This window comes from Rothia uropygialis, from assembly GCF_004137765.1.
GTDB lineage: Bacteria > Actinomycetota > Actinomycetes > Actinomycetales > Micrococcaceae > Rothia.
Window position 1 is genome coordinate 120,154 of sequence record NZ_NOIS01000002.1, and the last position, 15,530, is coordinate 135,683.

The 15,530-nt window shown below is 61.1% G+C and carries 11 protein-coding genes; 10 read left to right on the forward strand and 1 reads right to left on the reverse strand.

The features are described 5' to 3' along the window. Positions 1-449: 449 nt before the first annotated feature. The 5 genes from ileS to ndk are packed head-to-tail and all read left to right on the forward strand — an operon-like array spanning position 450 to position 7,404. On the forward strand, positions 450-3,743 hold the full coding sequence (ileS, locus tag EWV35_RS04175; protein WP_238654143.1) for an isoleucine--tRNA ligase: 3,294 nt from the start codon (positions 450-452) through the stop codon (positions 3,741-3,743). Then, positions 3,740-5,266 (forward strand): bifunctional folylpolyglutamate synthase/dihydrofolate synthase, encoded by a 1,527-nt coding sequence (locus tag EWV35_RS04180; RefSeq protein WP_129658478.1) that lies wholly within the window; start codon positions 3,740-3,742, stop codon positions 5,264-5,266. The genes ileS and EWV35_RS04180 overlap by 4 nt, the downstream gene beginning before the upstream one ends. A gap of 9 nt (positions 5,267-5,275) precedes the next feature. Then, positions 5,276-5,719, forward strand: a complete 444-nt coding sequence (locus EWV35_RS04185; RefSeq protein WP_129658480.1) for a DUF4233 domain-containing protein — start codon at positions 5,276-5,278, stop codon at positions 5,717-5,719. A gap of 4 nt (positions 5,720-5,723) precedes the next feature. Then, positions 5,724-6,980 (forward strand): folylpolyglutamate synthase/dihydrofolate synthase family protein, encoded by a 1,257-nt coding sequence (locus EWV35_RS04190; RefSeq protein ID WP_129658481.1) that lies wholly within the window; start codon positions 5,724-5,726, stop codon positions 6,978-6,980. Positions 6,981-6,990: 10 nt separating this feature from the next. Further along, the gene (gene ndk / locus EWV35_RS04195; RefSeq protein WP_129658483.1) at positions 6,991-7,404 is read left to right on the forward strand and encodes a nucleoside-diphosphate kinase; all 414 of its coding nucleotides are present in this window, start codon (positions 6,991-6,993) and stop codon (positions 7,402-7,404) included. Between the two features lie 87 nt (positions 7,405-7,491). Here ndk and EWV35_RS04200 read toward each other — a convergent pair whose 3' ends face one another. Then, a complete protein-coding gene (locus tag EWV35_RS04200) occupies positions 7,492-8,136 on the reverse strand; it encodes a vitamin K epoxide reductase family protein (protein ID WP_238654145.1) in 645 nt (214 codons plus the stop codon). Between the two features lie 470 nt (positions 8,137-8,606). Here EWV35_RS04200 and EWV35_RS04205 point away from each other — a divergent pair, with 470 nt between their 5' ends. The 5 genes from EWV35_RS04205 to proB all read left to right on the forward strand — a co-directional run bounded on the left by EWV35_RS04205 (position 8,607) and on the right by proB (position 15,488). Next, a complete protein-coding gene (locus tag EWV35_RS04205; protein ID WP_394342439.1) occupies positions 8,607-11,627 on the forward strand; it encodes an Rne/Rng family ribonuclease in 3,021 nt (1,006 codons plus the stop codon). Between the two features lie 295 nt (positions 11,628-11,922). Continuing rightward, on the forward strand, positions 11,923-12,234 hold the full coding sequence (gene rplU, locus EWV35_RS04210; protein WP_129360143.1) for a 50S ribosomal protein L21: 312 nt from the start codon (positions 11,923-11,925) through the stop codon (positions 12,232-12,234). A gap of 52 nt (positions 12,235-12,286) precedes the next feature. Beyond that, a complete protein-coding gene (gene rpmA / locus EWV35_RS04215) occupies positions 12,287-12,544 on the forward strand; it encodes a 50S ribosomal protein L27 (RefSeq protein ID WP_129359729.1) in 258 nt (85 codons plus the stop codon). A 138-nt stretch (positions 12,545-12,682) separates the two neighbouring features. Continuing rightward, the gene (gene obgE / locus EWV35_RS04220) at positions 12,683-14,296 is read left to right on the forward strand and encodes a GTPase ObgE (protein WP_129658487.1); all 1,614 of its coding nucleotides are present in this window, start codon (positions 12,683-12,685) and stop codon (positions 14,294-14,296) included. Beyond that, positions 14,283-15,488: a glutamate 5-kinase gene (proB, locus tag EWV35_RS04225; protein WP_129359727.1), complete on the forward strand. Its 1,206-nt coding sequence runs from the start codon at positions 14,283-14,285 to the stop codon at positions 15,486-15,488. The genes obgE and proB overlap by 14 nt, the downstream gene beginning before the upstream one ends. The last annotated feature ends 42 nt before the right edge of the window (positions 15,489-15,530 follow it).

Here is a 15,530-nt window from a genome sequence, read left to right on the forward strand (position 1 = left end):
TAGCTCCGCAATCCTCCTCGATATGGTGCGGGCAACGGTGGTCCGCATGGTCGTATCGGGTATCGAGCCACCCGCCCGGCGCTCATGCCGCGGCCCGATTTTAATCACCGTCAGGGGTTAGACAGGGATGTCCCTACTGCTTAGACTGATGGGTAGTGCGAAGACCCGGCCATCACCGGCGAGCAATCCGGAAGAACGGGCAGTACCTGTGATGTCCCACCTATGCGTTGCGGCGCGGGAATTCACGGAATAGATACAGCCTTATTAGACCCGGACGGGTAGGCCCGAGACAGCCGTCATGAAGCGGCCGAGTCCGCTGAGACACTCCCGCGGTGGCCTTTCCACGGCCACCGCGGGCAGTCCCAGTTGCTCGGCAAGTGAGGTGGTACCGCGTCGTTTCGGCGTCCTGACGCAACCGAATGTTCCATTTCGAGATCCAGGATGACCGCGTGAGCACTCACTATCCCAAGGCCACCAGCAACTCTTCGGGCGCCGTACCGGCCTCCCCTTCTTTCCCCGCCCTGGAAGAGGGCGTCCTCGAGTATTGGCGCGAGGACGGCACCTTCGCTCAGAGCATTGAGCAGCGTGACCGCGGTCAGGGTTCTACCGAGGAATTCGTGTTCTACGACGGTCCTCCTTTCGCCAATGGGTTGCCGCATTACGGCCACTTGTTGACCGGTTACGTCAAGGACCTCGTCGCCCGCTATCAGACCCAGCGCGGGAACAAAGTCGACCGGCGCTTCGGCTGGGACACTCACGGTCTGCCGGCCGAGCTTGAAGCGATGAAGCAGCTCGGAATGACCGACAAGCAGCAGATTGAAGAGATGGGCATCGACAAATTCAACGATGCGTGCCGCTCTTCCGTCCTCAAATACACCGACGAGTGGGAGAAGTACGTCACCCGTCAAGCGCGCTGGGTGGATTTCGAGAACGATTACAAGACGCTGAACGTCGAGTACATGGAATCGGTCATCTGGGCTTTCAAACGCCTGCATGACAAGGGTCTGACGTACCAGGGGTTCCGGGTCCTTCCATACTGTTGGAAGGACGAGACTCCTTTGTCCAACCATGAGCTGCGCATGGACGACGACGTCTACAAGGACCGTCAAGATCCCACGGTGACGGTCGCGTTCACGCTCAAAGACGGTGGATCCGAGATCAGCCACGATCTCGCCGGAGTCGCGGCCATCGGCTGGACCACTACACCCTGGACGATCCCCGCCAACCTCGCCCTTGCGGTTGGACCCAAGATTGACTACGTCGTCGTTCCGGCCGGCCCCAACGGAACCGACACGGACGCGAGCCGTTTCTTGCTCGCGACCGAGCGTCTGGCCGATTACGCACAGGATCTGGGTTATGAGGACGTCGAAGCGGCACAAGGTGCCGTCGAAGCCCACTACCAGGGCAAGGACCTGGAAGGGATCCGCTACGAACCGGTTTTCAATACTTTCGCCGACACTGAGAAGTACCGGACCGAAAATGCGTGGCAGATCCTATTGGCCGATTACGTCACGACCACGGACGGCACCGGCATCGTCCATCAGGCCCCGGCCTACGGTGAAGACGACCAAGCAACCTGCGAACGTTACGGAATCCCCGTCGTCCTGACGATCGATGAGGGAGCCAAAGTGCTGCCCCTCTTCACGGGTACCGAGCTCGAAGACATCGTCGGATTGCAGGTCTTCGAATCCAATACGCCGATCGTCAGGCACCTGCGTTCCAAGGCCGTGCTGGTGCGGGAGAAATCGTATGTTCACTCGTATCCGCACTGCTGGCGGTGCCGGAATCCTCTGATCTACCGCGCCATCACCTCATGGTACGTCTCCGTCACCGAGTTCAAGGACCGGATGGTCGAGCTCAACGAAGACATCAATTGGATCCCCGAAAACGTCAAGCACGGTCAGTTCGGCAAGTGGCTGGAAAACGCTCGCGACTGGTCGATTTCCCGAAACCGGTATTGGGGTTCACCGATCCCGGTATGGGTTTCGGACGATCCGAATTATCCGCGGACGGACGTCTACGGTTCACTCGCCGAGTTGGAGGCCGACTTCGGCAGGATGCCGCTCAACCATAAGGGGGAGCCGGATCTGCACCGCCCGTTCATCGACGAGCTGACCCGACCGAACCCTGATGACCCGACCGGGAAATCGACAATGCGTCGCGTACCTGACGTGCTCGACGTGTGGTTCGATTCCGGATCGATGCCGTACGCGCAGGTTCACTATCCTTTCGAGAACAAGGAATGGTTCGAGAACCATTACCCGGCCGATTTCATCGTCGAGTACATCGGTCAGACCCGTGGATGGTTCTACACTCTGCACATCCTCGCTACGGCGCTCTTCGACCGACCGGCATTCACCAACGTGATCTCCCATGGCATCGTTCTCGGCTCTGACGGACAGAAAATGTCCAAGTCACTGCAGAACTACCCTGATGTGACCGAGGTCTTGGACCGAGACGGTTCCGACGCGATGCGCTGGTTCCTGATGTCCTCGCCGATCCTTCGGGGCGGCAATCTGATCGTCACCGAGCGGGGAATTCGCGAGGGCGTTCGACAGGTCATGCTGCCTCTGTGGAACGCGTATCACTTCTTCACGTTGTACTCGAATGCGGCTTTCGACGGTCGTGGCTATGACGCCCGCTTCCGGTATTCGTGCGAGAACGTGATGGATCGTTTCATCTTGGCGAAGACGCGGCAGCTCATCGAAGAAACCACGGCGGATTTCGAACGGTACGACGTCTGGAGCGCGTGCGAGCACCTCCGCGTCTACGCGGACGCCTTGACCAACTGGTATGTGCGCCGCTCACGCGAACGCTTCTTCGACGAAGACATCGCGGCATTCGACGTTCTGTACACATGCTTGGAGACCGCGTGCCGTATCGCAGCACCTTTGCTGCCGATGGAGGCCGAAGAGATCTGGCGTGGGCTGACCGGAGGCCGTTCCGTACACCTCACGGACTGGCCGAAGGAGGGGGTCCTGGCCCAGGAGCACGACCTGATCGACCTGATGGAGACCACCAGGGCCATCTGCTCGGCCGGATCGGCTCTGCGGAAGGCCGAGAACCTTCGGGTTCGTCAGCCCTTGGCAACCATGACGGTCGCAGTTCCCAGGGGCAAGGAGCTGGCCGGCACGTTCGCCAGCATCATCGCCTCCGAACTGAATATCAAGAAGGTCGTCGTATTGGAGTCCGGGGAGGTTTCGGCCGAGTCGTACGGCATTTCGCGCAGTCTTAAAGTCAACGCTCGGGCTGCGGGCCCTCGTTTGGGAAAACAGGTCCAGGTCGCAATCAAGGCTGCTAAGTCCGGGGACTGGAAGGTCGAGCAGGATGGCACCGTCGTCGTGGGCAGCGAGACATTGGAATCCGGCCTCGCTCTGCAGGAAGGCGAGTACGAACTGGAAACCGTGGTCGCCGAAGGCAACGACGCGGACCAGGCAGTGTCAGTGATCGACGGTGGTTTCATCGTGCTCGACACTCGGCTGACGCCTGACCTGCAGGCGGAAGGAACCGCTCGCGACATGGTTCGTGTGATTCAGCAGGCGAGGAAAGACGCAGGCCTTCAGGTTTCCGACCGGATTCGGACCGTCGTTCGCGACTCGGCCGAGGTCGTCCAGGCCCTGCGTGAGAATGAAAAACTGGTCGCGGGGGAGACGCTGACGACCGAACTGGTTTTGGAAGAAGACCCGAAACGGTCCGTGACCGTGGAAACGGTAGCGGACGAAACCGTAAAGAGTGATGCATGAGCGAGCAACCATTCAACGATGACGAATCCCAGGATCCTTCCGATGACCTTCCGGAGGAGCTGAGCCCGTTGGGGCCGGAGGACATCGAGGAAGCAGAAGAGATCGACCTGGACGAGGACGCCGATGCGGCCTCGCCGACGTCGGAGGATTCGGGGGAGACGAGAGACGATGCCTTTTCGGTCGAATCGATCTTCGCGGAGCTCAAAGGAAGAGCCCCGGAGACTCAGATGGCTCCGCGGCTGGATGCGATGCGGATGGCCATGGACTTCCTGGGAGATCCCGCACATTGTGCCCCGGTCATCCACATCACCGGGACCAATGGAAAGACGTCGACGGCCCGCCTTGTGGAACGACTTCTGATGGCCCATGATCTGCGCCCCGGCAGGTACACCTCGCCGCATCTTGAGCGCGTCAACGAACGTATTTGCGTGGACGGCGAACCCGTCGATGATCGCACGTTCGTACGGGTGTGGGACGAAATTCGTCCGTCCCTGGAGCTTGTAGATCAGCGTTTGGCGGATCAGGGCGATGTGCCCCTGACCGAGTTCGAAGCGATGACGGCTTTGGCGTTCGCGATCTTTGCCGACGCCCCGGTGGACATCATGGTGCTGGAAGTCGGCCTCGGTGGCGAATGGGATGCCACGAACGTTGCGGACGCGCAGGTTTCCGTGGTGACTCCTATCGATCTGGACCACACTCACATGCTGGGAGACACGGTCGAGGACATCGCCTCGGAGAAGGCCGGCATTATCAAAGCCGAGGGCTTCCTGGTTTCGGCCGCCCAACGGCCTTCGGTGGCGGAGATTCTCCTCGGCCGAGCCCGAGACCGCGGCGCCGAATTCCGTTTCGAAGGCGTCGAATTCGGTGTCACGGAAAGGACCCCGGGGGTCGGCGGCCAAGTCGTGACGATACAGGGGTTGGCTGCTCGTTACCCCGATGTGGCCCTCCCACTGTTCGGAGAGCACCAGGCCGAGAACGCGTCCCTGGCGATAGCCGCCGTCGAAGCGTTGTTGGGAGGCGGGGAGAAAGAGCTGTCCATTGATCTCGTCCGTACGGCTTTCGAAGAGGTCACCTCTCCCGGCCGACTCGAGATCGTCCGAACTGCTCCGGTCGTGGTGCTGGATGCAGCCCACAACCCTCATGGGATAGTCGCTTCCGCCGCAGCGGTTCGTGAATCCTTCGACATCAGGCAACTGAACCTCGTCGTAGGAATCCTGAAGGACAAGGACGCGTTGGGAATGCTCGAGATCATGCGGGAGAAGTACGCGGAGTCCACGGATTTCGAAACGCGGTTGTACGTGACGGCGTCGACGTCCCCGCGGGCCATTCCCGCCGAGGAACTCGCCGATCTCGCGTTGACCGCAGGTTTTGACGACGACGCGATCGAGATTCATCAACGCATTGACGATGCATCGGTTGCGGCGATTTCGGATGCCGCAACCCGTGAAGAGCTCGACGCCGCCGTGCTGATCACGGGGTCAATCACCGTTGTCGGCGAAGCACGCGTACTTCTCGGACGGTAGGAGGATCACATGGCACGCCTGACAAAGGCACAACGCGAGTGGCGTCCCGGCCAGGTCAAGAAGCCCGGCTCGGTCAAGGTCATGTTCGCCTCGACGGTGCTTCTGCTGGAGGCCTTCGTCGTGTTCTTCGGGACATTGGCGTATTTCGGTCTTCAGCACCTGCACTCCGGCACCGGAACCAAGATCACGGTGATGGTCGGGGGAATAGTCCTGGCTGCGGCATTCGTCTACAACTGTGCGGTCCTGAGGAAGTCGTGGGGGTACGCGATGGGCTGGATCCTCCAATTGCTCTTGGTCGCCACCGGATTCCTGCTTCCCGCGATGTTCATCGTCGGTCTCTGCTTCCTCGCGGCATGGTGGTACTCCATGGTCACGGGCACCAAGATCGACAGAGAGAAGAAGGAGCGCTGGGAAGCCGAGCAGGAGTGGGAGCGCACCCACGGGCGGGCCTGACCGGATGACCCCATGGGTTGGCGGCGAGGCCGGAGAACCTGCCCCCGAGCAGATCGATCAGGTGCTTGAATCAGGGGCGATCTTCGGATCCTGGGGGCGGAAAAGGCCTGGTGTTCGTCGCAACGTCGCCGCCGCCCGGTCCGTGCTCGAGGCCCTTGGCGGTACGCAGGGCACACCTACCGTGCTCGTCACAGGGTCCAAGGGCAAAGGCCAGACGGCGGCGACCGCCGCGGCGTACCTGAGTGCCGCAGGTTTGCGGACCGGGTTGGTTACCTCCCCGGGTATTCTGTCGAATCTTGACCGGTTCAGCCTGGACGGGATGGTGGTCGGAGTACACGAGTACAATCGGTGGCTCGGGCGAACCGAAGACGCCGTTCGTCGTGTTCACATTGAGCCCGACGGATACCTGTCGCCGACCGGTCTGTTCACTGTCATGGGCCATGCGATGCTCCAGGCGAACGGAGCGGATGTGATTGTCCATGAAGCCGGGATGGGCGGCGCGCACGACGAAATCTCAGTTCTCGATCGCTTGGCGGTAGGTTTTACGAGCGTATTTCCCGAACATCTGGATGTATTCGGACCTACTCTGGCCGATGTTGCGCGAGAGAAGTTCGGTCTGATCCGACCTCACGACGTTGTTTTCACCGTTCCGCAGGACAGTGTCGCGGCCGACGTCATGCGCTCCCTGTGCGCGATTCGCGCTGTCGAACCGCACGAGATTCCGGCCGGAGATTTCCTGAGTCAGAATCAGAATTTGGGATGTGAACTGGCCTCGTACGCCGCGACGGCCCTGGGACGGGAACCGTATTCGGGCACGGTTGAATTGGACCGTCCGGGTCGCGGGCAGTTTTATGTGACTCGGAACGGGGCCGAGTTCTGCCTCGACGCGTGCATCGATCCTTCCGGTCTGGGGGCCGCGCTCGAACGGGCAGAGGAGCGCTGGGGCGAGGTATCGACAGTGTACTGGTCGGTTCCCACGACCAAAGACATTGAGGGGATGGCCCGGTGGCTCGAGGACCGGGGCATCGAACATTTCTTCGTTCCCCTCCAGAGCGATCATTTGAACTACGATCTCTCCGCCGAAATGGCCGGTCGCCTGCGGATCGCATCGCGGGACCGTCTCCTCGAGAGCCTGCACCCGCATTCGTTGCTTGCCGGAACCATAACTTTCGGTACTTCCGTCTTGAATGAGATCGGGGTCATGACAACGCGCCTCTTCAGCCCCGTTAGGATCGGTAACGGAGACTTACCCCATATTTAGGAGTTCATTGATGTCCGAACGTTCGCTGGTCCTGGTCAAGCCCGATGGAGTCGAGCGCAATCTTATCGGCGCCATCCTGTCCCGCATCGAAACCAAGGGCTACAAGATTGTTGAGCTTCAGCAGCTCACGCCCACCCGTGAGATCCTCGAGCAGCATTACGAGGAACACAAGGGTAAGCCTTTCTACGAGCCTCTCCTCGAATTCATGATGTCCGGTCCCGTTGTGGCGGCAGTGGTCGAAGGCGACCGCGTCATCGAGTCCGTTCGGACCCTGATGGGGCCGTCGGATCCCACCGCTGCGGCCCCCGGAACCATCCGTGGCGATCTCAGCCGGGACTGGGGAGAGAAAGTGCAGAAGAACTTGGTCCACGGTTCGGACTCGCCCGAGTCCGCCGAACGCGAGATCAGCATTTGGTTCGGCTAGACACGCCCGGGCATGACGCCCTTCGGCATTGACGACGACGCCCCCGGCAGATCCATCTGCCGGGGGCGTCGTCGTCGAGAGGCTGACTCAAATCAAAGTCAGAATATTAGAGAAGAACCGGATGAAAATGATTCCGAAGAGAACCAGCAGAATCATAATGACGAGGAACCAGGACCATCCCGGCAGCGACTCGGCCAAGCGCGGCGATACGGGAATCACCCCTGTCCGGACATTCCGCATCGTGAGGTTGACCGCCAACGCGGTCTGAACGATCCAAACGATCATGCAGTACAGGCACAGAGCATCAATCTGGAAAGTGGTCTCGTACCACAGCCAAAATGTGAAGAGTGACCCCAGGAGCACTCCCACTTCGACGCAGATCCAGTACCAGCGTGCGAACCGAGCTCCTGCGAAGACTCCCACGCCGATGGTGAGGATGACGGCGTAGGCCACGATCCCGATGAAAGGGTTGGGGAATCCGAAGAGCTCGGCCTGCGGCGTGCGCATCACGGTTCCGCAGTTGAGAAGTGCATTGATGTCGCAACTGGACTTGTGGCCGGCGTCGAGAAATACCTGGAGCCTTTCGAAGACCAACGCCGCGGAGGCTATGAATCCAATAGCGCCTGTGGTAACCAGAAGCCAAGCAAATGGTTTCTCACGGGCATCGGTGGTCCTCGAGGATGAGGGTTTCGCGCGACGCCTTGGCGCGGGATCGACGCTGGATGTGCTCACTGGTCATTCCTTGGGGTCGGTTCCGCACAGTATCCTTCTGTGCACGTACGAATTCATCCTATCGAGGCGACATGAATGTGGTACTTGAGGCGTTACGAATTCGTCTCAAAGGTCGCTGGCAATTCAATGAACAGCGAGCCAAGGCTTGGCTGTGCGATACTGAGAGAGGTGAGAGTCGCGCCGCACGCGGCTCAAAGCCCAATGTGACGCCGACAGGTGCCGTGCACCGCTTCGGACAACGAAGCGAAGACCACCTTTGCACAAGACTTCAGCGGGATGCGAAGCTCGGCGGATCCATTGGCCCGTGTGGAGCCCTTCGCCGGCATCCCCACAGCGCAGGCTCGATGAGCCCCACCCGGGTAGAGAACGACTTCCGGTCGTCGCGTAGATCGCGGCAGGACCGACATGAACGGCCAGATCGCGGGTGCGGCTCGGGATCGGCTCCATAGGAGTACTAACTAAACATGAGCATGCAGAACGAAGGCACCGCCGCAGAAGGCGGGGCCGAAGTGGACGAACCCACCAACGCCCCCGAAGCGAAGTCGCAGGAGACCGCCGAAACCGACGTCGAGCGCCAACAGCCCGGAACACCCGAGGCTTCCCAGCCGGGCGAACCCGATATTTCGGAGCAGGGACAAGAACCCCATCAGGGGCAGGAAGAAGAACCGAGCACTCCGGTCGCTGCGTTGTCTCCGACCTCTCTTCTTTTTCACGCCCCGGACCTCGACGAAATCAAGGCCGCAGCCTTGACCAAGAAAAAGCACGAGGACTCCGACGAGGACGACGAAGAGCCGGAGGAAGACGACTCGGCCGAAGACGGCGAAGTCGTTTCCCGCCGCCGTCGACGTCGACGCCGGGGCGGCGAAGATCTCGAACTGACGGGAGGGAACGACGACGACCCGCCCAACACCGTGACCAAGGTCCGGACCCCGCGTCTGACCGAGGGAGCGGCCTCGAACAAGGTCACTTCGGTCAAGGGTTCGACGCGGCTCGAAGCGAAGCGTCAGCGTCGCCGCGATTCCCGCGCTTCAGGACGGCGTCGTCATGTGATCACTGAAGCGGAATTCCTGGCCCGTCGCGAATCGGTCGAACGCCAGATGATCGTTCGTCAGAAAGACGATCGGATCCAAATCGGCGTTCTGGAAGACGGTGTCCTGGCGGAGCACTTCGTGTCCAAAACCCAGCAGGACTCGCTCATCGGTAACGTTTACGTAGGCAAGGTCCAGAACGTTCTTCCGTCCATGGAAGCCGCGTTCGTCGACATCGGTCGCGGGCGCAATGCGGTCTTGTACGCCGGCGAGGTCAATTGGGATGCTTCCGGACTCGATGGCCAGCCTCGAAAGATCGAGAATGCGCTCAAGTCAGGCGACTCGGTTTTGGTGCAAGTCACCAAGGATCCCATCGGTCACAAGGGCGCCCGCTTGACTTCCCAGGTCTCCCTCCCCGGCCGTTTTCTGGTCTACGTCCCGGGCGGGTCCATGACGGGCATCTCCCGCAAATTGCCGGATACCGAGCGAGCCCGTCTCAAGAAGATCCTCAAGGACAAACTGCCGGACGGGGCGGGAGTCATAGTCCGCACGGCCGCGGAGGGCGCTGCCGAAGAAGAGCTGGCCCACGACATCAACCGACTGCGCGCGCAGTGGGAAGACATCGAATCGAAGTCCAAGTCCAAGAAGACCTTGGCTCCGGAGATGCTTTACCAAGAGCCGGACCTGACCATCAAGACGGTTCGCGACGTCTTTAACGAAGATTTCTCCGCCATGGTCGTTCAGGGCGACCAAGCGTGGGACAGCATTGAGGCGTACGTGACCTATGTGGCACCGGATCTGATCGACCGACTCAAGAAGTGGGATGGCGAGGAAGACCTCTTCGACCATTACCGCATTGAAGAAGGTCTTTCCAAGGCATTGGATCGCAAGGTTTTCTTGCCCTCCGGAGGCTCCTTGGTGATTGATCGCACCGAAGCAATGACCGTCATCGACGTCAACACGGGAAAGTTCACCGGTTCCGGCGGAAACTTGGAAGAAACCGTGACCAAGAACAACCTGGAGGCGGCCGAAGAGATCGTCCGTCAACTGCGCCTGCGCGACATCGGCGGAATCATCGTCATCGACTTCATCGACATGGTTCTGGAATCGAACCGCGATCTTGTCCTGCGTCGACTCATCGAATGCCTCGGACGGGATCGAACCAAGCACCAGGTCGCCGAGGTGACCTCGCTTGGTTTGGTCCAGATGACTCGCAAGCGCATGGGCACGGGCCTCCTGGAGGTCTTCTCCGAGACGTGCGAGCACTGCGCAGGTCGGGGTGTCATCGTCCACGACCAGCCGCTCAAGGGTCGCGCCGGCGGAGCCGGAACAGAGCACAACGGTCGCAACGACCGCAAGCGCAACAAGGACCGCGGCAAACAGCGAAATCATGACGAGCACTCGAAGCAGGACGAGGCGAAGGCCGAGGCCGCGCGCAATGCTCTGGCCAATATAGCGGCAGCTTCCTCTCATCAGGAAGACTCGGAAACCTCCGAAACCGGTGAGGATTCCCGCAACCGCGGACAGCACACACCCGAATCGGGCGAATCGAAGTCCGCGAAGAAGCGTAAGCGCCGCAAGCGGAACAAGGACCGCAATCCTTTGGCCGGGTCCAACGAGGCCCAGACCTCCGACAGCCCTTCCGGCCAGGAGCGTTCGGGCGGCCACCAGAAGGGTGTAGCCGAGGGGGAGCCGGACGCCGTCCTGACGATTCAGGGTGAGGTCGTCAGCTTGCCTCAGGGCTCCAAGGCGGACGAGGAACAAGAGTCCTACGGTGAGCAAGGCTCGTTCAGCCTCGATTCTCTCGCGGCAGCCTTCGAAAACAAGGGGGACTCAAGCAATCTCGACAGTTCGGAGGAGTCGGTCTCCGAGGCGGACCGTTCGGAAGAGGACCAGCAGGCCCGTGAAGTTCGTCCGGTCAGGCGCGGACGCCGTGATGCTGCTCGGAACCGCTCGGGTCGAGAAGGCGCAGAAGCTGCGCGTCGTGCGGCACTCGAGGCGCTTGAGGATATGAGGCCCGGGGGCCGCGGCGGACGTCGTAAGAAGCCTGCGCAGGAATCGAATCAGGGCAAACAGGCTGATCAACAGCGTTCCGACAAGCCGCAGCAGCGAGATACTCCGCGGCGCAAGACGTCACGGGCGGTTGTGGAGCCGGAGAATGATCAGAATCTGACCGGCGTTGCGACGCCAGGACAGCCGTCGAATACGCCGGAACCTGTTGCTGAGAAGGCCGCCGCCGCGCCCCAGGCCGTGGCCACTCAACCGAAGAAGCGACGGAGCCGGCGTGCGGCCTCGAGCACGGGAGTCGGGGGCACGATCCAAGCAGGTGAGAGCGGAAAGGCCCAGGGCGGCTCCGTGTCCACCGCCTCGTATTCGGCTGCCGCCGAGCCTTCGTCGTCGAATGAGGACGTCCCGATGTTGGGCGTCGGAGTCAAGGCTTCCGAAATCCGGCGACCGGAGTAGAGGAATGTGATGCGGGTCGCCCATGAACGGCGGCGACACGCATCACCTCCACTTGCCCGTCTTCGTGCGGTACCGTAGGCTTGTTAGTCGGTGCTCATTGCCACCTCATGACGGGCGTTATGGTCCGGGCCGTTCGAAGCGGGCTGAGACGGGAGATGAGCATGAGAGCGCAATGCCCGCGGTTTATGCCGCTGGAAGCGAGAAGGCCGACCCTCCGTCTCAGTGAGGGGTCGTCTGAGCAGGCGCCCTCCCTAGAAACTTTGTACATATAACGTCGAGAGAAGTGAGTTCCCAAGTGGTGTACGCGATTGTCCGCGCTGGCGGCCGCCAAGAAAAGGTTTCCGTCGGAGACCTCGTGACCCTTGACCGCGTCGCCGGCGAGGCCGGCAGCACCATTGAGCTGCCCGTGCTGATGCTGGTCGACGGCGAGTCGGTCACTGCAGATGCCAAGAGCTTGGCATCCGCAAAGGTCACTGCAGAGAAGGTCGAGGACCTGCGTGGTCCGAAGATCGTTATCCAGAAGTACAAGAACAAGACCGGTTACAAAAAGCGCCAGGGCTTCCGTGCTGATCTGACCAAGGTCAAGATCACCGGCATCAACGCCTAGTAACCGTCAACACGGTTTTCCGTCAGAAAATTTTAACCGAAGGTAGGCAGGTATGGCACATAAAAAAGGTGCAAGCTCAACCCGTAACGGTCGCGACTCGAACCCCCAGTACCTGGGTGTGAAGCGCTTTGGCGGCCAGGCCGTCAACGCCGGCGAGATCATCGTCCGCCAGCGCGGCACCCACTTCCACCCGGGCGACAACGTCGGCCGCGGGGGAGACGACACGCTCTTCGCTCTGGCCGCTGGCCAGGTCGAATTCGGCCGTCGACGGGGTCGTAAGGTCGTCAACATTTTGGAAGCGGCCGAGTAATTCACTCGTTGCTTCACTGCCGGCCGTTTTGACCGGCAGAGATGAGAGGGCATGTGCTCATTCGCAGCGCACGCCCTCTTTTCTCGTTTAAAATCGTTAGAATCACCCAAAGCGCACGTGTCAGTTCGAGGAGTTTGTGTGGCGAATTTTGTGGACAGGGTCGTTTTGCACGCCAGCGGCGGGGCGGGCGGCGATGGCTGCGTGTCCGTGCGCCGAGAAAAGTTCAAGCCTTTGGGCGGACCCGACGGTGGCAACGGTGGTCACGGCGGCAACGTTATTCTCCGGGTCGACGGGCAATCGACCACATTGCTGGAATACCATCACTCCCCGCATCAGACGGCTCCCAAGGGAGACATCGGGCGGGGCGCTCTCAACCACGGTCGCCACGGCGAGGATCTTGTCCTTTCCGTGCCGCAGGGGACCGTCGTCAAGACGAAAGACGGCGAGGTCCTGGCGGATCTCGTGCGTGAGGGCGATGAATTCATCGCAGCGCACGGCGGAATAGGTGGCAGCGGAAATGCCGCGCTGGCGTCCGTCAAGCGCAAGGCTCCCGGATTTGCTCTCCTCGGTACGGACGGCGAGACGCGGGACATCGTCCTCGAGCTGAAGTCGATAGCCGACGTCGCCTTGGTCGGCTACCCGTCTGCCGGCAAGTCCTCGCTGATCGCTGCGATCAGTGCTGCACGCCCCAAAATCGCCGACTACCCGTTCACCACGTTGGTGCCCAATCTGGGCGTCGTGGAAGCGGGGGACACCCGTTTCACGGTGGCCGATGTACCCGGCCTGATCGAGGGTGCCTCAGACGGGAAAGGGTTGGGCCACCGCTTCCTGCGACACGTTGAACGCTGCGCCGCGATCGTGCACGTGATCGACTGCGCGACCCTTGAACCCCGCAGGGATCCCATCAGCGATTTCGAGACCATCAACCAGGAACTTTCTCGGTATGAGGTGGATCCCTCCGCGGGAACCTCAACTCCGCTGGTTGAAAGGCCTCACATCGCGGTTCTGAACAAGATCGATGTTCCGGAAGCTCGTGAATTGGCCGAGTTCGTGAGGAACGATCTTGAGGAACGCGGACTGCGCGTCGTCGAGATTTCCACGGCCTCGCACGAGGGGTTGCGCGAACTGACTTTCGCCATGGCAGAGCTTGTCGAAGAAGCTCGCGCCCACCAAGCCGAAGCGGAGGTTGAGGAGCCGGCCCCGGCCGTCATCCGGCCCCGAGGCTACCGCCGGAAGAAAGAATCCGAGTTCACGATCCGTCATGAAGAACGAAATTTGGAGCCTCTCTTCCGTGTGCTGGGTGAGAAGCCGGAGCGTTGGATCAAGCAAACCGATTTCTCAAATGATGAAGCAGTGGGGTTCTTGGCCGATCGTCTCGCTAAGCTCGGTGTGGAAGACGAATTATTCAAACAGGGCGCCAAACCCGGCGACGCCGTGGTCATCGGATCAGAGGCGGACGCAGTGATCTTCGATTGGGAGCCGACTATGGTGACCGGTGCGGAGAATCTGACGAGTCCGCGCGGGTCCGACGTCCGTCTCGAAGAACTCATTCGGCCCACGCGTGCTGAGAAGCGCGAGGACTACCAGCAGCGAAAGGACGCACGAGCTGCGGCTCGTGACGAGCTGGAATCCGAGCGCCTCGCGGGCAAATGGACCGAATCCGTGGAACAAAGGCGGGAACGCAAAGCGCGGGAGTCGGCGGCCGGGACGAGCGACACGCAAGGAGACGAATCAGGGCATGAGCAAGGCTAGAGGCAAACTCAAGAGGACTGAGGTACAGCGTTCCGCAGAAAACCGCGGGAAGAACCGAATCAGCCCCATTGAGAGCAGGTCGGACATTCCCAAGGCGCGGCGCGTGGTTGTCAAGGTCGGCTCATCGTCTCTGACCTCGATAGCCAACTCGTTGGACGAGTTGGCCGTCGCGACCATTACGGATGTCTTGGCCAAAGCACATGCGCGCAATGTCGAGGTGGTGTTCGTGTCCTCGGGCGCCATCGCAGCGGGTCTGGCCCCCCTGGGGTTGAGCCGCCGTCCCAAGGACCTCGCCACACAGCAGGCGGCGGCCTCGGTGGGGCAGTCACTGATCATGACCCGGTACACCGAGCTCTTCACCAGGTACGACGTCACGATTTCGCAGGTCCTGGTCACGGCCGAGGACCTCATGCACCGCAACCGTTACCACAACGCCCACCGGCAGTTGGAACGCCTGTTGGACCTCAACGTGCTTCCGATCGTCAACGAAAACGACGCCGTCGCGACCCACGAGCTGAAATTCGGGGATAACGACCGCATTGCCGCGTTGGTTGCCCACACCATCAAAGCGGACGCTTTGTTGCTCTTGTCGGACGTGGATGCTCTCTACACCAAGCACCCCGCGGAAGGCGGAGAGCGGATTCCGGAAGTGACGGATCCGGAGAAGGACCTCGAAGGCGTGGAAATCGGCACGATCGGTCGAGCCGGCGTCGGATCCGGTGGCATGGTCACCAAGGTTGAGGCAGCCAAGATCGCCTCCAGCTCCGGAATCCCGGCGCTGGTAACCTCCACGGCCAACGCCGCAGCGGCTCTCGAAGGCCAGGACGTCGGCACTTGGTTCAAACCGACGGGCGGAAGACGCTCGGTTCGACTGGTGTGGTTGGCCCAATTGGCCAAGACCAAGGGTGCTCTCACCCTGGACGACGGCGCCGTCAAGGCCATTCGTCGCCGCACGTCGCTGCTCGCCGCCGGTGTTACCAAAGTAGAAGGCATATTCCGGCCGGGAGAAGCCATCGCGCTCAAGGCGCCGAACGGGAAGACTATCGCCCATGGTATCGCCGCTTACTCGAGCGAGGATTGCGCCAAGACGGCAGGCAAACATACCGATGACGCCCTCGACGAGCTCGGGGAGGGATTCGACGGCGTGCTGGTCCATGTCGACAATCTCGCTCTTTTACGCCGTAAGTATTGAATCTCTGGCGGCGGCGCTCCGCCCGTGAAGGCAAGGCAACGG